This is a genomic window from Actinomycetes bacterium, from assembly GCA_036000965.1.
Taxonomy (GTDB): domain Bacteria; phylum Actinomycetota; class CALGFH01; order CALGFH01; family CALGFH01; genus DASYUT01.
The window spans coordinates 24,859-44,699 of the sequence record DASYUT010000206.1 but is presented as its reverse complement, the minus strand read 5'-3'; the positions used below and the strand labels follow the sequence as shown (position 1 = coordinate 44,699).

At 71.5% G+C, this 19,841-nt stretch carries 15 protein-coding genes; 4 read left to right on the top strand and 11 right to left on the bottom strand.

From position 1 onward, the window contains the following. Nucleotides 1-178 precede the first annotated feature (178 nt). Entirely contained in the window at nt 179-1,465 is a 1,287-nt protein-coding gene (locus VG276_19230) for a YncE family protein (protein ID HEV8651466.1), read from the top strand. A gap of 155 nt (nt 1,466-1,620) precedes the next feature. Here the strand turns inward: VG276_19230 and VG276_19225 are convergent, their stop codons facing one another. Then, nucleotides 1,621-3,576: a glycoside hydrolase family 15 protein gene (locus tag VG276_19225; protein HEV8651465.1), complete on the bottom strand. Its 1,956-nt coding sequence runs from the start codon at nt 3,574-3,576 to the stop codon at nt 1,621-1,623. Nucleotides 3,577-4,256: 680 nt separating this feature from the next. Between VG276_19225 and VG276_19220 the strand changes: the two genes are divergently transcribed. Together VG276_19220 and VG276_19215 are read left to right on the top strand one after the other, a co-directional pair. Further along, nucleotides 4,257-5,258 (top strand): hypothetical protein, encoded by a 1,002-nt coding sequence (locus VG276_19220; GenBank protein HEV8651464.1) that lies wholly within the window; start codon nt 4,257-4,259, stop codon nt 5,256-5,258. A gap of 34 nt (nt 5,259-5,292) precedes the next feature. After that, a complete protein-coding gene (locus VG276_19215; GenBank protein ID HEV8651463.1) occupies nt 5,293-6,897 on the top strand; it encodes a hypothetical protein in 1,605 nt (534 codons plus the stop codon). Here VG276_19215 and VG276_19210 read toward each other — a convergent pair. Further along, nucleotides 6,884-7,915: an NAD-dependent epimerase/dehydratase family protein gene (locus VG276_19210; protein HEV8651462.1), complete on the bottom strand. Its 1,032-nt coding sequence runs from the start codon at nt 7,913-7,915 to the stop codon at nt 6,884-6,886. The genes VG276_19215 and VG276_19210 overlap by 14 nt on opposite strands. 267 nt (nt 7,916-8,182) lie before the next feature. Between VG276_19210 and VG276_19205 the strand changes: the two genes are divergently transcribed. Continuing rightward, nucleotides 8,183-9,415, top strand: coding sequence for a GNAT family N-acetyltransferase (locus VG276_19205; GenBank protein ID HEV8651461.1), 1,233 nt, complete (start codon nt 8,183-8,185; stop codon nt 9,413-9,415). Between the two features lie 35 nt (nt 9,416-9,450). Here VG276_19205 and era read toward each other — a convergent pair whose 3' ends face one another. The 9 genes from era to VG276_19160 all read right to left on the bottom strand — a co-directional run bounded on the left by era (nt 9,451) and on the right by VG276_19160 (nt 19,757). Beyond that, the gene (gene era / locus VG276_19200) at nt 9,451-10,344 is read right to left on the bottom strand and encodes a GTPase Era (protein HEV8651460.1); all 894 of its coding nucleotides are present in this window, start codon (nt 10,342-10,344) and stop codon (nt 9,451-9,453) included. Next, nucleotides 10,341-10,841, bottom strand: coding sequence for a cytidine deaminase (locus VG276_19195; protein ID HEV8651459.1), 501 nt, complete (start codon nt 10,839-10,841; stop codon nt 10,341-10,343). Before VG276_19195 ends, era begins: the two co-directional genes overlap by 4 nt. A gap of 96 nt (nt 10,842-10,937) precedes the next feature. Then, nucleotides 10,938-12,245 carry a hemolysin family protein gene (locus VG276_19190; GenBank protein HEV8651458.1) on the bottom strand — a complete coding sequence of 436 codons (1,308 nt, stop codon included), beginning with the start codon at nt 12,243-12,245 and terminating at the stop codon, nt 10,938-10,940. Further along, entirely contained in the window at nt 12,242-12,787 is a 546-nt protein-coding gene (gene ybeY, locus VG276_19185; protein HEV8651457.1) for an rRNA maturation RNase YbeY, read from the bottom strand. The genes VG276_19190 and ybeY overlap by 4 nt, the downstream gene beginning before the upstream one ends. Before the next feature lie 97 nt (nt 12,788-12,884). Beyond that, nucleotides 12,885-14,879, bottom strand: coding sequence for a PhoH family protein (locus VG276_19180; GenBank protein HEV8651456.1), 1,995 nt, complete (start codon nt 14,877-14,879; stop codon nt 12,885-12,887). Nucleotides 14,880-15,165: 286 nt separating this feature from the next. After that, nucleotides 15,166-17,253: a prolyl oligopeptidase family serine peptidase gene (locus VG276_19175; protein ID HEV8651455.1), complete on the bottom strand. Its 2,088-nt coding sequence runs from the start codon at nt 17,251-17,253 to the stop codon at nt 15,166-15,168. Next, entirely contained in the window at nt 17,250-17,594 is a 345-nt protein-coding gene (locus VG276_19170) for a histidine triad nucleotide-binding protein (GenBank protein ID HEV8651454.1), read from the bottom strand. Before VG276_19170 ends, VG276_19175 begins: the two co-directional genes overlap by 4 nt. A gap of 46 nt (nt 17,595-17,640) precedes the next feature. Continuing rightward, nucleotides 17,641-18,945: a tRNA (N(6)-L-threonylcarbamoyladenosine(37)-C(2))-methylthiotransferase MtaB gene (gene mtaB / locus VG276_19165; GenBank protein HEV8651453.1), complete on the bottom strand. Its 1,305-nt coding sequence runs from the start codon at nt 18,943-18,945 to the stop codon at nt 17,641-17,643. Beyond that, nucleotides 18,942-19,757 carry a PIG-L family deacetylase gene (locus VG276_19160; GenBank protein ID HEV8651452.1) on the bottom strand — a complete coding sequence of 272 codons (816 nt, stop codon included), beginning with the start codon at nt 19,755-19,757 and terminating at the stop codon, nt 18,942-18,944. Before VG276_19160 ends, mtaB begins: the two co-directional genes overlap by 4 nt. Between the last annotated feature and the right edge of the window lie 84 nt (nt 19,758-19,841).

Sequence of the window (19,841 nt, the reverse complement as noted above, 5' to 3'; positions counted from 1 at the left end):
AGGAGTCGCCGAGTCAATGGTTTTGACCCCCGGGCAAGCGGGGTGACGGGCCCGCTGTCGACCCCGACCAGGCCAGTGAGGAGTGAAGCCTGGAGGACCTTCGCCGGACGACCTACGACCCTCGCTCCAACCGCCGATCAGGTGCCGTTCAGGTGCCGCCGGGTACGATCCCGTCACCATGACCGCCGCTACCTCCCACAGCATCGCCGGACCACGGCGAGACGAAGGCAAAGAGGCACTGACCCCATACCGCGCCAAAGTCCGCGCCCTGGCCCTCGCGGCTGTCGCTGGTCTGGTCGTGGCATCCTGCGGCACCGGCCCGAGGACGGCGGCCGCCGGGGCCACCGGGGCCACCGGGGCCACCGGGGCCACCGGGGCCGCGGCGCCGGCCCGGTCGGACCCGTCGGCGACCGGCGCGGCCGACCCGCTGGCGGCCGACCCGCTGCCCGGCATGCCGGCGGCGCTCGACCCCCACGACGCCTACGCCGCCGACCGACCCGGCCAGCTCAGCCCGGCTGTCCGTGGCTTCCCCGCCCGCGTGTACGTGCCCAACAGCCAAAGCGACAGCGTCGACGTCATCGACGCGCGGACGTTCCGGCGCGTCGCCCGCTTCGCCACCGGCGGGCTGCCCCAGCACGTCACCCCGTCCTGGGACCTGCGCACCCTGTGGGTCGGCAACAACCAAGGCAACACCCTCACCCCGGTCGACCCGGCCAGCGGCCGCCCCGGCCCGACGGTCGCCGTGGCCGACCCCTACAACCTGTACTTCACCCCCGACGGCCGGCGCGCGATCGTTGTCGCCGAGCGCCTGGGCCGCCTGGACTTCCGCGAGCCGCACACGATGAGGCTGCGCCACGCTCTGCGCGTGCCCTGCCAGGGTGTCGACCACCTCGACTTCAGCGCCGACGGGCGCCACCTGCTGGCAAGCTGCGAGTTCAGCGGCCAGCTGGTCCACGTCGACGTGGCCCGCGAGCAGGTCGTGAGCGTCGTGGGTCTGCGCGCGGGCGCGATGCCCCAGGACGTCAAGCTCGCCCCCGACGGCAGGGTCTTCTACGTCGCCGACACGGCCTCGAACGGCGTGTGGGTCGTCGACGCCGCCCGGCCGCGGGTCGTGGGGTTCGTGGCGACCGGCACGGGCGCGCACGGGTTCAGCGTGAGCCGGGACTCCCACTACCTGTATGTCTCCAACCGGGGCGAGGGGTCGGTCTCGCTGCTCTCGTTCGCCACCCGCAGGGTGGTCGCCACCTGGCGCCTGCCGGGTGGGGGCAGCCCCGACATGGGTGGGGTCTCCGCCGACGGCCGTGTGCTGTGGCTGTCGGGTCGCTACCACGCCGAGGTCTATGCCATCGACACCCGCACCGGCCGGCTGCTCGCCCGCATCCGGGTTGGTCGCGGCCCCCACGGGCTGTGCGTCTACCCGCAGCCCGGCCGCTACTCCCTGGGCCACACGGGAGTCTTCCGCTGAGCACCTGCTCAGAGGTCCTGTCCGTGACTTGACGGCCCTGGTCGCTGGCCCGGGTTACGGGCAGAACCTCTGGTGACCTGCTTCCAGGCTGCGCCGACAGGTGGAGCCGGAGGGGTCACCGGGCCAGGTTCCCACCGCGGCGACACCGCGGCAGCTCAAAGCACCGACACGCCCTGGGGTGCGAAGCGGGTCGCGTCGCCGCCGGCCTCGGCCCGGATCACGTGCATGACCGCGTTGATCAGGGCCAGGTGGGTGAACGACTGGGGGAAGTTTCCCAGGTGCCGACCGCTGCGCGGGTCGATCTCCTCGGCATAGAGCTGCAGCGGGCTGGCATACGACAGCAGCTTCTCGCACAGCTGGCGCGCGCGGGCGACCTCGCCGATCTCCACCAGCGCGGAGACCAGCCAGAACGAGCAGATCGTGAACGTACCCTCCTCACCCGAAAAGCCGTCGTCGGTCTGGCCCACCCGGTAGCGCAGCACCAGCTCGTCGACGGTCAGCTCCTCCGCGACCGCCAGCACGGTCTTCCGGATCCGCGGGTCGTCTGGGGGCAGGAAGCGCAGCAGCGGCATGAGCAGCACCGAAGCGTCGAGCGCGGTGGAGTCGTAGGACTGGACGAACACCCCCCGCTGGTCCACGCCGTGCTCGCAGATGTCGGCGTGGATCTCCTCGGCCGCCTTGCGCCAGCTGGTGGCCAGCTCGCGATCGCCGTGCAGCTTCGCCAGCCGGGCGCCACGGTCGCACGCCACCCAGCACATCAGCTTCGACGACGTGAAGTGCTTGGGCTCGCCGCGCACCTCCCAGATCCCCTGGTCGGGTTTGTGCCAATTGGCCGCTGCGCACTCGACCGCCCGCTTGAGGGTCGGCCAGACCCGCTCGGGCAGGTGCTCCCTCGACTTGGCGTGCAGGTAGACCGAGTCGAGCACGGCGCCCCAGACGTCGTGCTGGGCCTGGGCCGCAGCCGCGTTGCCGATCCGGACCGGCCGTGCCCCCTCGTAGCCGTCCAGGTGGTCGAGGGTCTGCTCAGGCAGGTCCTTCTCACCGCCTACCCCATACATGATCTGGAGATCCTTCTCGCCCTCACAGACATCGGCCACGAAGTAGAAGAAGTCGTTGGCCTCGCGGTCGAAGCCAAGGGTGTACAGGCCCCACAGCATGAAGGTGGCGTCACGGATCCAGGTGTAGCGGTAGTCGTAGTTGCGTTCGCCCCCGGGCGTCTCGGGCAGCGACGTCGTGGCCGCCGCCAGCAGCGCACCGGTTGGCGCGTAGGTCAGGCCCTTGAGCGTCAGCGCGCTGCGCTGCAGATAGCTCTGCCAGGGATGCTCCGGGAACATCCCCTGGTTGATCCAGCCACGCCAGAACTCCCCGGTCCGCTCCATGCGTTCGAAGGCCTCGTCGCACGTGCTGGGCGGGGCCCGCTCCGCCCAGTGCTCCTCCGACGCCGACCACTGCGACCGAGGCCAGCACAGCGCGACGAACGCCCGTTCGCCCTCGCGCAGCGTGGTGCGCGCGTGGGCGCCGCGGCCCTCGAACCCGACGCGCAAGTCGGTGACCAGCCGCAACGGCACCTCCCCGTCACCGCCGTGCGCGATCGCCTCGCCGTAGCCCGCCCCCGCGTACTCCCAGCGGGCCTCGGTCCGCCCGTAGTCGAACACCGGCTCGCAGTCCAGTGCGAGCTCCACGCTGCCGATGATGCACTTCACTGTACGAAGCAAGGTGTGCTCGGCCTCGTGGTCGGTCGGCGGCCGGCGGTGGGTCCCCGAACGCCGCTGGTGGTGGTACCACGGGCCGATGCACATCGCGTCGCGGACGACGATCCAGCCGCTGCGGGCCCGCCAGGTCGTCTCCAGGACCAGGGTGCCGGGGAGGTAGCGACGCCCAGCCGGCACCGTGACCCCTGTCGGGCCGAGCCGAAAGCCGCCCGCCGCCCGGTCCAGGATCGAGGCGAACACGCTCCACCCGTCGGGGCGCGGCAGGCACAGCCACTCGACGTTGCCGCTCGCCGCTACCAGCGCGTTGGTCTCGCAGTCGGACAGGAACGCATACTCGGCGATGGGCGGGAACGGGCTCGGGCCCTCGGATGCCTCCAGCTCGAACGCCTCCGTCAGCATCTCCTGGGCCGGAGCAGCCTCCTCCGCCGGTGCCTCGCCGGCTATCACCTGGGCCCCAGGGGCGTCGGCGACCTGGCCACCCGCCGGTGCCTCGCCAGCTATCACCTGGACCCGAGGGGCGTCGGCGACCCGGCCACCCGACTCGCGGCCTTCGGGCACGGCGCTGCTCGCTCTGCTCCTCGCCATTCAAGCCGCTCGCTCTCGTTGGCCATGGCTCCTCGCCCCGCGTGAGCCTGCGTCCATGGTCGCCCCCGCACTCGGGGTCGTCGAGGGTGAGATGCGCCTGCTCGCGGCGTGAGCCTGCGTCTATGGTCGCCCCCACAGCCCGATGCTGGCAAGGAACCATCGCCGACCGAGCGGCCGACGCAGCGGCCGCTGTCGTCGTGTACTTGTTGCCGGCGCGCGAGGCGCCGCCCGACACGATCCTTGCCCTTTACGTCCCGTGACGGGGATGCCACGATCGAGCCGCTCAAAGCCCGCAGGTGGCGATCGAACGGAGCGGTGGCGATGGCGGACAGCCCGCCCGAACTGACACGCCTGATCGGCGTGCGCGGTGGTCACCGGCCGGCAGGAGACCGACGCTCGGACGAGGCCTTCCCCCGTTGCCCAGCGGGCTCACGCCCCGCCTGTGACAGGCGTGGGATCTTGGCCAGGGAACGACCACCCAGAGCAGGTTCCGCATGAGGCCAAGACAAGGCTGGGTCATCCCGTCGGCCACGGTGGCCCTCGGCGCCTCCCTGATCGTCATGGGCTCGTTGGCCCGAGGAGACTACGCTCCCTCGGTGTGGCTCGACCTCGGAGCGGCGCTGGCACTGTTCGGCCCCCTGTACTGGGTGCAGACGATCCTTGAACGACGAATACGCGAGGTTCGCCAACAGGAGCAGCACACCCGCTCATCGGTCGAACAGCTGTCGCACGAGATCGAGGCGATCCGCCAACAGACGGATGCACGGCTGGACGACCTGCGCAGCGTCACCCTGGAGCACGTGCAGCAGCGCCGTCGAACCGACGACGACGCTTTCAACAGATTCAAGGAGGAGCCAACCTTCGAGAACATCACCGCGCTACTCGACAGGGCACGAGGGCTGGGGGCCGTTTCAGACCGAGGCGTGCGAGTCCGGCTGCCCGGGACCACCTTCAGACTGCGATTTCCCCTGTCGGCATGGCTCGGCAACGGAACGCCGGTTCTCGAGGTCGGGCTCGAGGAAGAGGATGGGACGGTCCCGCACGACGCCACAGCACCCACCATCGCCAGGCGTGGACAGCAACCGATTCCCTGGTCTGCGGCAACGAGCGCGGGTGAGTGGACAGGTTCGGTGGCCCCAGAGCTGCAACGGCTCAACCGCTACCCGGGTGACGAGCACTTCGATCCCGCTGGAGCGTTGCAGCAGCTGATCCATCTGCTTCGACTCGCCATCGAAGCTCGAACTCGGCCGCCGTCCGCCGCCATGCCCATGCCTCGATTCAAGCCGATCATCGAGATGCCAAACGATGAATGGGTCATAACCGAGGACGGCCTTCAGAGCCTCACCTCCGAGTCTGGCTTCACCGTCAAGGAACTGTTCCACAAGACGAACGAGGAGGTCGCGGTCTCACACCTGTCCGGGGAGCACGCCGCAAAGCTACACGAGGCGTGGCGAGTCGCCCAGCACCTGTTCCTGTCTCCCGGCTCCCCGTTCTAGTGCGAGCCACCGACGAGCGAGTGATGGAGGTCGGATGCACGCCCAGCTGGACGGCAACCTGATAGTGGAAGGGTTCTCAGACCCAACAGGCCCATTTGGAAATCCAGATGGCTCCAGGGCGCCCATCGCAAACATTCTGAGCGATTTCGTCGACTTCCGGGGCAATCCTGCTTTTGGAGCTCTCGCGGCACCGGCTGACGACGCCACAACTCGCGTGATCGTTGGACGGCTTGGTGCCGGGAAGACCGTCTACCTGCGGCGTCTGCGCAGCTTCCAGGCACACCAGGGATCCGTCTACGCCGGCCATCCCCAGCAGAACCTCCCATCGACAGAAGCTGTCGTCAAGGCTTGCCAATGGTTTCCAGAACGATTCCTCACCGAGAAGTGGATGCAGGTGTGGAACCGTGCGGTACTGAGCTCTCTGGCGACCCATCTTCTCGCCCACGAGGACCTCAAGCCCTACCTTTCACACGAGCAGGCGGGAACGCTGAGGGGAGAATACGGACACCTGCTGGGTGAGTTCCGGAGGCCGAGATCCATCTACGCGGAGATGCGCACGATCATCAATGGGCAGAACAAGGCCCGCCAGCTGACGGACTACCTGGACGACCCCGCGTGGGACGACCTCGAAGACGTCCTCGCGGAGATCCTCCGGACGTGTCCGCCGATTTTCTTCTACCTTGACGCGGTGGACGAAGAGTTCAGCCATGCGCCGATGTACTGGCTGCGGTGCCAGAAGGGCCTGTTCTATCAGGTGATGCGCTTCCTGAGGGACCCGAGGCTCGGCGGGCGCCTGCACATCGTGATCTCCGTCCGGGACATCGTGATGTCGTCTGTCTACCGCTCCGAGCATGCACCGCGATACCACGATGAGCCGCATATTCGCGTCCTCAGCTGGGATAGAGAGTCGATCGAATACCTGCTGCTCGAGAAGCTGCGCAGGCTCGACCAGTCCTTCCTCATGGCCGCAGGGACCTATGCGAACCCAGTTGAAGCCTGGCTTGGAACCCCTGTCGTGAAGAACGAGGCCCGCGGAGTGCACGAGAGGGCCGGCGACTACCTTCTTCGGCACACGCGGCTCATCCCGAGAGACATCGTTTCCCTGGGCAATGCGATCTGCGCCGCGATCCTGCGGCAGAGGGCAGCTGGCCGCACGGAGTTCTCCCAGCCGGACCTGCGACGCGTCGTCTCCCGCTCGTCCAAGCGGTTCGGGGATTCGCAGCTCGCCCAGACCAGCAACCAGATCGCCGCAGACACCATGCCGAAGGACGCCGCGCGTCACGGGTACTCCGAGATCTACACCAGCACCATGGAGTATCTGGCTGGAATCGACCACCAGGTTCGCGGCATCATCAGGGAAGTCGGCCGTGACCGCTTCTCAAGGGAAGAGCTGGAACTGATGAGCATGCGCGCCGACGAGAAGTTCGACAGCACCACCAGCTTCCCCTCCGTCCTCTGGCAGAACGGGCTCCTCGGCTATGTTGAGGCAGGCGGCGAAGCCCATTTCTACTCTCACGCCGACATGGACCAGTTCGATATTCCCATCGGTGCGGACAGCTATGTCTTCCACCCCTGCGTCATCGACAGTGTCCCAATCCGCGGTGTTGGAGATCCTGTTTACCCGTTCAGGCGTGGCTAGCCGGTTGCTGCGACGCCAGGTACTCGTCGGCCGCGGCCAGCGCCCGGTCGTCGGTCGCGGCCAGCGCCCGGTCGTCGGCCTCGAAGTCACGGTCGGCGTCCCCGGGCGGGTTGGCCAGGTGCCAGGCGACCGAGCGAGTCAGCGCCTCATGGGGGTCCGTCTCTTCCCAGCCGAGGAGATCCCGCGCCTTGGCGGAACTCACGAGTAGGTGTTGCTGGATAGTGCCGAACTCTTCGAGGTCGTCGGGGAGGAGCACGTCGGGCACCCGGACCAGCTCGGCCTGGGCACCGGCCGCCTCCAGGACGTGCCTGGCCCACAGGCCCATCGACCAGCTCCGGCTCTCCCCCAGGTTGAGCACCTCGGCCAAGGCAGCGTCCGACTCGAGTGCGAGGCGGACCCCGGTGGCGATGTCGCGGACGTAGCCGCGGGTCCACAGCCAGCTGCCTGTCCCGATGGGGATGCGGGAGCGCCCGGCCCGCACCCGGCTCAGGATCGCCTCCTCGCGTCGCTGGTAGTCGCGCTCGCCGTACACCATCGGGAGCCGGCAGACGGTGGCCGCCCTGGCCAGGTAGGGCTCCTCGACCTCGAGCTTCTCGTAGTCGTCGCCCCGCTCCATGCGACCCCGGTAGGGGAAGCGTTCGGCGCGCACCGGTGAGGTCTCGTCCAGCGGGAGCGGGTCGGTCTCCACCCCGGTCAGCACCGACCCGAACGCCCGGTAGACGTCCACGCTGGACAGGACCAGCAGGCGGACGTCGTCGCCGAGGGTGGCGAGCGCCGTCTCGGCGTCGGTGGCGGTGAGCGCGCAGGTGTCGACCAGCGCCTCCGGCCCGAACTCCTGGACCGCACCCCGCAGGTGGGGCAGGTCACGCCGGTCGGCGTGCAGGTGTTCGGCGGCGGGCAGGTCGTCGGGCTCGTGCTCCCCCCGGTGCACGATGAGTAGCTCGTGCCCGTGCCCGTCGAGCTCCTCGACGATCGCGGCCCCGATGAACCGCGTCCCCCCCAGCACCATCACTCGCATCCCGGGCTCCTTTTCGTCGTCGGCCGTCCCGGCGGCAAGCCTGCTCGGTCGTCCGGGCGGCAAGCCTACTGAGGGCTCGGCCCTGGCGCCTTCCGCTCCGCTGACAGCGAAGTGGCGCGGCGATCGTCTGCGACAATCAGGCCTGGCTGCGCCCGGAGGCGAGCAGGCCACGGGCGAGCAGGCCACGGGCACCTGACCCTCCCAGTCCCGTGACCGGCGTGGGAAAACCGCGTGCGCGCGCGGGCGGCGGCGGGTACAACAAGGCCCATGGATGTCGAGATCCGGCCGATCGCGGTCGAGGAGCTGCCCGAGCTCGCGCGCGTGTTCGGCACGGTCTTCGGTCGCCGCTGGCCCGGCGAGGCCCTCGCCGAGTTCCCCAAGGTCTTCGAGACCGAGCGCAGCCTGTGCGCCTTCGACGCCCAGGAGGGGATGGTCGCCACCGCCGGCGCCTACTCCTTCGAGCTGACCGTGCCGGGCGGCGTCGGCATGCCCGCCGGCGGGCTGACGCTGGTCTCGGTGCTGCCTACCCACCGGCGCCGGGGCATCCTGCGCGCGCTCATGCAGCGCCACTTCGAGGACGTGCAGGCCCGGGGCGAGCCGGTGTCGATCCTGACCGCGTCGGAGTCGCTGCTCTACGGCCGGTTCGGGTACGGCTTGGCCAGCTCGGCGGCCGACCTGGAGATCGACCGCAGGCACGCCGCGTTCGCCGGGTCGGTGCCAACCGGCGGGCGGGTGCGCCTGGTCGCCGGCGACGAGGCGGCCCGGATGCTGCCGGAGCTGTTCGACCGCGTCCGCCGCGTCCATCCCGGCCAGGTCAGCCGCACCCCGGCGTGGTGGGACCTGCGCCTGCGCGACCCCGAGTGGATCCGCGACGGCGGCGGCCCCCGCGTCAACGTGGCCTACGAGCCGGCTCCCGGCCAGGTCGACGGCTACGCCACCTACAGCCTGAAGCCGCGCTGGACCGACAACCTGCCCGACAACGTGGCCCAGGTCCACGAGCTGATGGCGGTCACCCCGGAGGCGGCCGCGTCGCTGTGGCGGTTCTGCCTCGACCTCGACCTGACCACCACCGTCGAGCTGCACAACCGGCCGCTGGACGAGCCGCTGCGCTGGTGCCTGGCCGACCCGCGCCGCCTGCGCACCACGCTGCTCTCCGACTTCCTGTGGCTGCGCGTCCTGGACGTGCCGGCCGCCCTGGCCGCCCGGCGCTACGCCGCCAGCGGGCAGCTCGTGCTCGAGGTCGCCGACCCGCTGCTGCCCGAGAACGACGGCCGCTTCCGGGTCGACGGCGGACCTTCGGGTGCCGACTGCGCGCGGACGGGCTTCGAGCCGGACGTGGTGCTCGACGTGGCCGCGCTGGGCGCCGCCTACCTCGGCGGGGTCCGCTTCTCCACCCTGGGCCGGGCCGGCCGCGCCCGCGAGGGCCGGCCGGGCGCGCTGGCCCGCGCCGACGCGATGTTCACCAGTGACCTCGCCCCCTGGTGCTCCACCGACTTCTGACCCGCCGACTTCTGACCCGCCACCTCCCAGGGCGGTCAGAACCCCAGGCGGGCGAGCTGCTTGGGGTCGCGCTGCCACTCCTTGGCCACCTTGACGTGGAGGTCGAGGTAGATGCGGGTGCCGAGCAGGACCTCCAGCTCGGCGCGGGCCCGGGTGCCGATCTCGCGCAGCACCGACCCCTGCTTGCCGAGCACGATCGGCTTCTGGCTGGCCCGCTCGACGAACAGGGTGGCCCGGACCACCAGCACGGGGTCGCGGCCCTCGGCCTCGCTCTGGCCGGGGCCGACCTCGTCGACCAGGACCGCCACCGAGTGGGGCAGCTCGTCGCGGACCAGGGCGAGGGCCTTCTCGCGGATCACCTCGGCGATCAGGTGCTGCTCGGGCTCGTCGGTGACGTGGCCCTCGGGGTAGAGCGGCGGCCCCTCGGGCAGGTGGTCGAAGATGAGCCCGACGAGCACGTCGAGCTGCTCGCCGGTACGGGCCGACACCGGCACGACCTCGGCCCAGTCACCGAGCGCGGCCGCGGCCTGGAGCGCCTCGACCAGCTTGGCCCGGGGGACCGCGTCCATCTTGTTGACCACGCAGATGGCCGGCGTGCCGGTCCGGGCCAGCTCGCCGGCCAGGAAGCGGTCGCCCCGGCCGACCCCGGCGGACGCGTCGACCAGCAGGCAGACCAGGTCGACCTCGGCCAGGGTGCCCCGGACGAGGTCGTTCAGCCGCTGGCCGAGGAGGGTCTGTGGCTTGTGCAGCCCGGGCGTGTCGACCAGCACCGCCTGGCCGCGCTCGGAGTGGAGCACGCCGCGAACCACCGTACGGGTGGTCTGCGGCTTGTCCGACATGATCGCCAGCTTCTCGCCGAGCAGGCCGTTGAGCAGGGTGGACTTGCCCACGTTGGGCCGGCCGACGAGCGCGGCCAGGCCAGACTTCACGACCGCTCCCCGGGCCGTGCGCGCTTCGGGCGGGAGGGCCTGGCGCGCTTCAGGCCGAGCGGCCGGCCGGGCGCGTCGGGCTGCTCCGCCTGAAGCGCGTCAGGCCCGAAGCTCTCGGGCAGCAGGGCCCCGAGGGTGGTGGCGAGCACCCGGTCCCCGGCCTCGCCGGCGCACACGACCTCGAGGTCGAGGGCGGCCGGGAACTCGCGCAGGACCTGCCGGCACGCCCCGCACGGGGTGACCGGGGCCTCCCCGCCGCCGGCCACCGCGATCGCCTCGAAGCTGCGGTAGCCGGCGGCCACGGCGGCCACCACGGCCGCCCGCTCGGCGCAGATGCTCAGGCCGTAGGAGGCGTTCTCCACGTTGGCTGCGGTCACCACGTCCCCGCCGTCGGTGAGCAGGGCCGCGCCCACCCGGAACCGCGAGTAGGGCGCGTAGGCGCGCTCGCGGGCGGCGCGGGCGGCGGCGACCAGCTCCCCCACCGGCAGGTTCGTCACCGGCACCCCCTTGTTCCGCGCACGGCTCCTGGTGCGCCCGCCCGCATCACCGGCGCCCCCCCGTTCCACGCACGGCTCCTGGTGCGCCCGCCCGCATCACTGTGGGCGGGCCTCGGCCGGGGCGTCCTGGCCCAGCTCGGCCTCGTCCAGGCGGTGGATGCGGATCCGCCCCAGGCGGCGGCCCTGGACCCGCTCGGCCCGCAGGCGGAGGCCCATGAACTCGACCTCCTGGCCCTCCTTGGGCACGTCGCCGACCAGGTTGAACACCAGGCCGCCGATCGAGTCCCACTCGGTCGAGGGTAGCTCCACGTCGAGCAGCTCGTTGACCTCGTCGATGCCGAGCCGGGCGTTGACCCGGTAGTCGCCGTCGGGGAGGGGCTCGACGTTGGGCTCCTCGCGGTCGTACTCGTCGGTGATCTCACCGACGATCTCCTCCAGCAGGTCCTCGATGGTGACCAGGCCCGAGGTGCCGCCGTACTCGTCGATCACGATCACCATGTGGCTCTTGCGCCTGCGCATCTCGCGCAGGCAGTCGGCCGCCTTCATCGACTCCGGCATGAACGGGGCCGGGCGCAGGATGTCGGCCAGCGGCTTGTCGACCTGGCCGTCGTGGAGGCTGCGGAGCACGTCCTTGGCGTAGGCGAGCCCGACGATGTCGTCGATGTCGCCCTGGTGCACGGGGATGCGCGAGTACCCGGAGCGCAGGATGACCTCGAGCACCTCCTGCAGCGACCGCCCGACGCTGACCGTGACCATGTCGGGCCTGGGCACCATCACCTCGCGCAGGATGGTGTCCCCGAACTCGAAGATGGAGTGGATCATCTCGCGCTCCTCCTGCTCGATGACCTCCTCCTTCTCGGCCTCGTCGACCATCGCGCGCAGCTCGTCCTCGGACAGGAACGGGCCCGTCCTGAGGCCCTTGCCGGGAGTGACCACGTTGCCGATCCCGATGAGCAGCCGGGTCAGCGGCCCCAGGATCGGCAGCCGCACCAGCAGGTACACGAACGGCGCCACGCCGAGGGCGACCCGGTCGGTGTGCTGGACCGCGAACGTCTTGGGCGCCACCTCGGCGAAGATGAACGTGAGCACGGTCATGGCCGTGGCCGCGACCGCCACCCCGGTGCCGCCGCCGATCAGCCGCTCGGCCACCGAGGTGGCCAGCGCGGTCGCGAAGAACTGGACCACCAGCACCAGCAGCAGCACCAGGTTGAGGAAGCGGGGCGGGTCCTCCACGAGCCGGAGGAGCTGGGCGGCCCCGCGCTGGTGCTCCTCGGCCAGGTGCATGGCCCGGATGCGGCCCATCCGGGTGAGGCTGGTCTCGGCCGCGGCCAGGAACGCGGCGACCCCGGTGAGGACCACGATGGCCACCAGGATCCAGACGTCGCCGGTGGAGGGCGCCTTCATCGGCCTGTTCCCCTCCCCCGCCAGCTCGCCAGCAGCTCCTCGGTGCGCGCCCGCATGAGCTGCTCGTCGTCGGGCTCGGCGTGGTCGAAGCCGCACAAGTGGAGGATGCCGTGGACGGTGAGCAGCTCGAGCTCGGCGGCGAGGGTCTGCCCGGCCCGGGCCGCCTGCTCGGCCGCGTAGGCGGGGCACAGGACGATGTCCCCGAGCATCCAGGGGGCGTCGTCGTCCTCCTCCTCGTCCTCGTCGACCTCGTCGTCGACCATGCCGTAGCGCTCGCCGGCGAAGCCGGGCGGGCCGACCGGGCCGTCGGGCGGGCCGGAGGCGGGCAGCGGCCCGTCGATCGGGAACGCCAGCACGTCGGTGGGCCGCTCCTCCCCCATGAAGCGGCTGTTCAGCTCGGCCATCACCGACCGGTCGACCACCAGGATGGAGACCTCGGACTCCTCCACGCCCTCGGACTCCATGACCAGCCTGGCCAGGGCGACCAGGCCGGTCTCGTCGACGGCCTTCTGGCTCTGCTCGTTGGCCAGGTACACGCTCACCGGCGCACCCTCATCCCGAACACCGCTGCCGATGCGCCCGCCGTGCTCGTCGGCGGCCGGCCCGGGCCCGGCGATGCGGAGGCTCGATCCCGGCCATCTACGCCCTCGCCTCGTCAGAGCGGCGGTAGGCCTCCACGATGTCCTGCACGATCCGGTGGCGGACCACGTCCCGGCTCGACAGGTACATGAAGGCGAGGCCGTCGATCCCGGTGAGGATCTCGCGTACCACGTTCAGGCCCGAGTGCTGGCCGGACGGCAGGTCGATCTGGGTGATGTCGCCGGTGACGACGGCCTTGGAGTTGAACCCGAGCCGGGTCAGGAACATCTTCATCTGCTCCGGGGTGGTGTTCTGGGCCTCGTCGAGGACGATGAAGGAGTCGTTGAGGGTGTTGTGGGTGACCAGGAAGTCGTCCGTCACGTACAGCGAATCGGCCGCCGCGACCCGGATGCAGAGCGTCTCCTCCTCGCCTGCGGGCTCGATGCTGTGGATGAAGCGCATTGGACGGCCGCCTCCGGACACCCGGTAGACCTCCCGCTTCCGAGTCAGCCGGAAGGGCTCGATGCCCTCGGGCAGACGGATATCGAGGACGAACACATCCGAGCGGTGGTGAACGTCCCGCCCCCGGGCGCGTCCGGGAGGACGCCCGGCGGCGTCGCGGGTCCTCCGGTACGCGACGCCTCCCAGGGACCGCACGAGGAACACGACATCGTCCCGCAATCGCTCCGAGGACGTCCCGTACTGGATGCGGCAGGTTCGTCCGCGCTGGGTCACGGGTCCTCCGTCGGTGTCCAGCAGGCCCTGGAGCACGGCCAGGCGAACCTCGGAGGAGTTGTACAGGTAGAGCTCCGGGACGAACTTCGTGTTCGAACGCGTGCCGGCAGGGCCGAGGCCCCGAAGCACGACCGTCACGGGATTCGAGACGATCACTCCCCCGCGGTGTCCGGCCGTGTGGCGGAGCACGTAGTCGACCTCCCCCTTCCGGCGCAGCTCGATGCCGTCGAGGGCCAGCTCCAGGGCGAGGGCCAGCTCCGAATCGATGGTCGCGAACGAAGGCGTCGTCGACGTCGTCAGGCATCCGTCGCCTAGGAGGAGCCCGAGCGCGTAGGGGTCCATCGGGACGTTCCGGGACTCGAACTCGACTGCGTGCGAGACCCGCGGCAGCTCGAATCGGTGAGCGTGCGCCCTCCTGAGGCGGCCGATCATCTCCCGCGTTTCGATGACCCGATGGGGCCGCCCGCGTCTCCGATCTTCGGGCGTCGTGACCGACCAGAGGTGCTCGCCGCAGCAGAGCGTCGACGCACCGTCCTGCGTCTGGATGCGGAAGACCTCCTTGCGGCCCTGCGGGTACACGCCGAGCACCGGCGTGGGGAGGCCGTTCGATCCGATCACGAGGTCCCCGACCTCGAGACTTCCGATGGGACGGAATCCCCACGGTGTCAGGACCTGGCTGTCGTACGGCTGCGCGCGGCCCCGCATGTAGCCGAGGGGGGCGACCTCGATGGTGCCCCGCTCCATCAGCCGTCCGATCTGCTCGGCGTCGACCATCTCGTACAGGGCATCGTAGAGGGGCCGCAGGTACGGGTCGATCTTCTCCGACAGGGTCCCGGGCAGAAAGCCCAGCTTCTCGCCCGCCTCGACCGCCGGCCGGGTCAGGATCAGGCGGTTGACCTGCTTGGTGAGCAGGGCCTGGACGGCCACGGCCATGGCCAGGTAGGTCTTGCCGGTGCCGGCCGGGCCGATGCCGAACACGACCGTGTTGCGGCGGATGGCGTCGACGTACTTCTTCTGCCCGACCGTCTTGGGCTTGATCGAGCGGCCCCGCACGGTGAGCACGGCGTCGCCGAACACGTCCGAGGGCCGCACCGCCTCGTCGCCCCGGAGCATGTCGATGGACCGGCCGACGGTCTCGGCGGTGAGGGCGTTGCCTTGTTCGAGGAGGTTGATCATCTCCTCGAACAGGCGGGCGACCCGCTCGGCGTCGGCCTGCTCCCCGGTGATCGTGATCTCGTTGCCGCGGACGAACACCGTGCTCTCGAACCCCGCCTCGATCAGCTTGAGCAGCTCGTCCCGGGTGCCGAGGAGGCTGACCATGGGATGGTTGCCTGGGACCAGTACCTTGACCTGCGTCTGTTGCTGCACGCTTGCTGGTAGCCCCTCCTGTAGGGGACGCGAATGGCGCCGGTCCTTCGATCGACGTTTTGCGAGTATATCTGTAGTTCACCGGGCGGCGGCGCCGGGGTCGCAGGTGCTGGGTGGGGTCGCAGGTGCTGGGCGGGGTCGCAGGTGCCGGGCGGGGTCGCAGGTGCTGGGCGGGGTCGCAGGTGCTGGGCGGGGGTGACGGGTGCTGGGCGGGGTCACAGGTGCCGGGCGCCGGGGGTCACAGGTGCTGGATCGGCACCGGCTCGATCGGGTCGGCCGGCTCGAACCCGAAGACGCGGCCGTAGAACCACAGTTCCGCCTCGAACGCGCGCTTGATGTTCTCGGCCTTGCGGAAACCGTGCTGCTCGCCCTCGAAGGTCAGGTAGGCGTGGGGGATGCCGCGCGCGGCCAGCGCCCGGACCATCGCCTCGGCCTGGGAGGGCGGCACGACCTCGTCCTCGAGACCCTGGATGAGCAGGACCGGGCAGTCGATCCGGCCGGCGAAGTGGGCCGGGGAGCGCTCGTGGTAGAGGTCGGCCCACTCGGGCCACGGGCCCACGAGCTGGTCGAGGTAGCGCGACTCGAAGTTGTGGGTGTCGCTGGCGAACGTCTCCAGGTCGGCGACGCCGAACCAGCTCGAGCCGGCGGCGAACGCGTCGCGGAAGGCGAGCGCGCAGAGGGCGGTGTAGCCGCCGGCGCTCCCCCCGGTGATCGCCAGCCGCGCGCCGTCGACCTCGCCGGCCTCGACCAGGTGGCGGGCGGCGTTGACGCAGTCGTCGACGTCGACCACGCCCCACCGGCCCTTCAGGCGCTCCCGGTAGGCCCGGCCGTACCCGCTGCTGCCGCCGTAGTCGACGTCGACCACGGCGACGCCGCGGCTGGTGAAGAACTGGACGCCGAGCTTGAGCAGGCCGACCACGCCCGCGGTGGGGCCGCCGTGGCTCATTACCACCAGCGGCGGCCGCTCGCCGTCGGGACCCCGGGCGTCGGGGTTGGCGGGCGGGTAGTACAGGGCGTGGGCGGTGCGACCGCCCTCGGTCGGGAACTCGACCAGGCGCGCGACCGACAGGTAGCCGGGGTCCAGGTCGAGGTCGCGGGCCCGGCGCAGGGTCTCGACCTCCCCGGTCGCAGGGTCGACCACCACCACCGCGGGGGACAGCGTCGAGCTGCCCGCGATGCAGGCCACGCGGTCGCCGAGTGCCAGCAGCTGCGGCGGGTAGAAGCAGGTGAAGGGGAGGTCGACCGGGGTGGGGCGGTCCGACCCGGGCTCGAGCAGACCGAGGTGCTGGACCGGGCCGCGCCCGTACAGGCAGGCGATCCGGCCGCCGGGCAGGAACGCGTAGGTGGCCAGGCCGAACACCCACTGGGGCGCCCCGAACTCCGCCTCCATCGGGGCCAGGGCCTCGACAGACTCGCCCGAGGCGCGCGAGGCCAGATCGCCTGAGGCGCGCGAGGCCCCGTGCTCGCCTGAGGCGCGCGAGGGCCCGTGCTCGCCGCCGGCGGCCTCATCGCCTGAGGAGCGCGAGGGGTCCCGCTCCCGGTACAGGTTCCACCAGCCGGTGCGGTCGCTCACGAAGTGCAGGGCGCCGCCCGGGCTCCACTCGGGCTGGAAGATCGACTCGGAAGGGCCGCCGGCGACGAGCCTCGGCTCGCCGACCACCACGCCGCCCGAGAAGTCCGCCACCTTCAGCTCGGTCCCGTCCCAGGGCATGCGCGGGTGGTCCCATTCGAGCCAGGCGAGCCGGCTCGCGTCCGGGGAGAGGCGCGGGGACGCGTAGAAGTCACGCCCGCCGGCCAGCACCCAGGGCGCCCCGGACCCGTCGGCAGGCACGGCGACCAGCTCGTTGACGACCCGCCCGGCCTCGTGGTGGGACTCCCGGACACAGACCAGCAGCGCGCCGTCGGGGGTGACCCGGGCGTCGGCGTAGCGCAGCGCGGCCGGCCGGTCGGGCTCCGGCGTGATCGGCTGGGGCGGCTCGCCCGGGTCCTGGCGCCACAGCCGCTGGTCGGCGTAGTTGGAGAAGAACAGGGTGCCGGCGTGGACGGCGTAGGCGCCGCCGCCGTACTCGTTGACCCGGGTGCGCACGTCGAACTCGTCCCCGGGCGGGGTGAGGTCGACCGGGTCGGCGCCGGGCTCGGCCCGGCAGACCACGTTCCGGCCGCCTTCCAGCGGCCGGCCCTCGATCCACAACAGCGCCTCCCCGTCCGGCTGCAGCGCGTCGAGGGAGATGCCGCCCCCGGCGAGCAGGTCGCCCGAGATCGGGGACTTCCACGAGCCGTGCGGGCCGGGGGAGCCGTGCGGGCCCGGGGAGCCGTGCCGGCTCATCCTGGCGGCCAGCCCATGTTGCGGCCGCCGAGCACGTGGAGGTGGAGATGGTCGACCGACTGGCCGGCGGTCCGCCCGATGTTGGTCACGACCCGGAACCCGCCGGCCACGCCCTCCTTCCTGGCCACCTCGTTGACCGCGCCGACCAGGGCGGCGAGCAGCCCGCCGTGACCCTCGGCGACCTCCTCGAGGCTGGCCAGGTGCTCCTTGGGGATCACCAGCACGTGGCTGGGCGCCTGCGGGTTGACGTCCCGGAAGGCCAGCACGTCGTCGGTCTCGAGCACGACGTCGGCCGGGATCTCCTTGCGGGCGATCCTGCAGAACAAGTCGTCGCCGCTCACTGGCGCACCCTCCTCCCAGGCACGGCCCAAGCTGCGCCCGCCGTGCTCATGGCGTCGCCTCCATGCCTTCGTTGTCGGCCCGGGCGCCGCGCACGGTGACGACCCGGTCGACCAGGTCGGGGCCACCCGGGAAGCGGACCTTGATGTAGTTGTCGCTGGTCCCCTCGGCCAGGCCGTCGCCGGCCGTCTCCACCAGCACCGAGAGCGACCGCCCGACATGCGCCTCGTGGAAGCGGCGGCGCAGCTCGTTGCCGAGGGCGATCAGCTCGCGGGCGCGCGCCTTCTTCTCGCCCTCGGGCACCTGCTCGGGCATGGTGGCGGCCGGCGTGTCGGGCCGCTGGGAGTAGCGGAACACGTGCAGCTTGGAGAAGCCGACCCGCTCGGTGACCCGCAGGGTGGCCGCGAACTGCTCCCGGGTCTCGCCCGGGAAGCCGACGATCACGTCGGTGGACAGGCCGAGCCCGGGGATCTCCGCCTTGGCGTGCTCGACCCGGTCGAGGAACTCGGCCACCCGGTAGGGGCGGTGCATCCGCTCGAGCACCTCGTCGTCGCCGGCCTGCAGCGGCACGTGCAGGTGGCGGCAGACCTTGGGGTCGTCGCGGACCCGCCCGACCAGGGCCGGGGTGACCTGCACGGGCAGCACGCTGGACAGGCGCAGGCGGACGAGCCCCTCGATCGCGGTGAGGCGGTCGACGAGCCGGGCCAGCCCCTCCCGCTCGCCCCGGTCCTCGCCGTACTTGCCGAGGTGGACCCCGGTGAGCACGACCTCCCGGACGCCCCGGGCGACCTGGCGGCGCACGTCGGCGACGATCTCGTCCTCCGGGTAGGACTTCAGCGGCCCCCTGGTGCGGGGGATGATGCAGAACGTGCACCACTCGTCGCAGCCGGTCTGGGCCTTGATCGCCACCCGGGTCCGCAGCCGCTCGACCGGCGCCTCGCGGACCATGAGGGGCAGCCGGCGGACCCTGGGCACGGCGGTGACCAGGTCGGCGAGACGGTCCTTGCCCTCGTTGTCGACCACCAGGTCGACCCCTGGGATGGCCTTCACGACCTCGGGGTCGCTGACCGCGTAGCAGCCGGTCACCACGACCGTCGCTCCCGGGTGGGCCTCGGCCGTCTTGCGGATCAGCCGGCGCGAGGACGCGGTCGACTCGCGGGTCACCGTGCAGGTGTTGATGACCACCACGTCGGGCTCCTCACCGGCGTGGGCGAGGTCGAACCCCTTGGCGCCGAGGGCCTCCAGGGCCCGCTCGGACTCGGCCTGGTTCAGCCGGCAGCCGAGGGTCTTGAAGGCGACCTTGGGCGCGGGCGCGGTCTCGGGGACCAGGGGAGCCCGGTCGCGCCCGGTCACCGGCCCGCTCCCGCCCCGAAGGCGTCGACCAGCGAGGTCTCGTGGGGGTCGCCGGGCCGGGCTACCGGGTGGACACGGACGAAGGCGGTGGCGGCGAACACCTCGCGCCAGAGCTCCCCTGCGCGCATCATCGCCCTGAACGGGTCGGCCTGGGTGCGGTGCTCCTCCAGCGCCCGCCAGACCTGCTCGGCCACTGGCGAGGTGTCCACCCAGCAGGTGAAGCGCTCGTCTGGGGTGCCGCGGGGCCCGAACGGGTCGTCCTCGCCCGGGAGCTCGACGCCCTGCTCGGCGGCCACCTCGCGGAACCGGGCCATCTGCGACGCCGGCACCCCCCAGTAGTACAGGCGCGGCTCGCGCTCGCCGGGCGACTGCGCGTAGGCGGCGAAGGCGGCCAGGACCGCGACGGACACGGCCACGTGGTCGGGGTGCGCGGTCACCCCGCCCGGCTCCATGGTCACCACCACGTCGGGCCGCACCCGCTCGAGGGCGCGCTGCACGGCCCCGACCAGCTCGGCCGGGTCGGCGTCGCTCACCTGCCCGTCCATGAACTCGCCGAACTCGACGTCGGTGACGCCGAGCACCGTCATCGCCGCCCGCTCCTCGGCCTCCCTGACCTGGCTCAGCGTCTCGCGGGTGGCGCCCGAGCCGTCCGCGATCTCTCCGGCCTGGCCCCGGGTCGCGGTCCACGCCGCGCAGCGCACGCCCTTGGGCACCAGCAGCGCGAACGAACCGCCGAGGGCCCAGGTCTCGTCGTCGGGGTGGGCGAAGCAGCCGAGCAGGACCAGCGGACGGGCCTCGCCCGCCTCAGCCATCCGGGACTCTCGCGCTTCAGGCGTCACGTCCTCCGGCACCTCCAGGCGCGACGGTCCACCCCCCGGCGACGGACGTCGCGCGCG

Bases quoted from the DNA above. Each gene is read 5' to 3' on its own strand.
- VG276_19160 (HEV8651452.1), bottom strand. From the start codon at position 19,757: ATGGCTGAGGCGGGCGAGGCCCGTCCGCTGGTCCTGCTCGGCTGCTTC.
- VG276_19225 (HEV8651465.1), bottom strand. From the start codon at position 3,576: ATGCTGACGGAGGCGTTCGAGCTGGAGGCATCCGAGGGCCCGAGCCCG.
- VG276_19220 (HEV8651464.1), top strand. From the start codon at position 4,257: ATGAGGCCAAGACAAGGCTGGGTCATCCCGTCGGCCACGGTGGCCCTC.
- VG276_19180 (HEV8651456.1), bottom strand. From the start codon at position 14,879: ATGGTCAGCCTCCTCGGCACCCGGGACGAGCTGCTCAAGCTGATCGAG.
- VG276_19205 (HEV8651461.1), top strand. From the start codon at position 8,183: ATGGATGTCGAGATCCGGCCGATCGCGGTCGAGGAGCTGCCCGAGCTC.
- VG276_19190 (HEV8651458.1), bottom strand. From the start codon at position 12,245: ATGAAGGCGCCCTCCACCGGCGACGTCTGGATCCTGGTGGCCATCGTG.
- VG276_19215 (HEV8651463.1), top strand. From the start codon at position 5,293: ATGCACGCCCAGCTGGACGGCAACCTGATAGTGGAAGGGTTCTCAGAC.
- VG276_19230 (HEV8651466.1), top strand. From the start codon at position 179: ATGACCGCCGCTACCTCCCACAGCATCGCCGGACCACGGCGAGACGAA.
- VG276_19210 (HEV8651462.1), bottom strand. From the start codon at position 7,915: ATGCGAGTGATGGTGCTGGGGGGGACGCGGTTCATCGGGGCCGCGATC.
- VG276_19175 (HEV8651455.1), bottom strand. From the start codon at position 17,253: ATGAGCCGGCACGGCTCCCCGGGCCCGCACGGCTCCCCCGGCCCGCAC.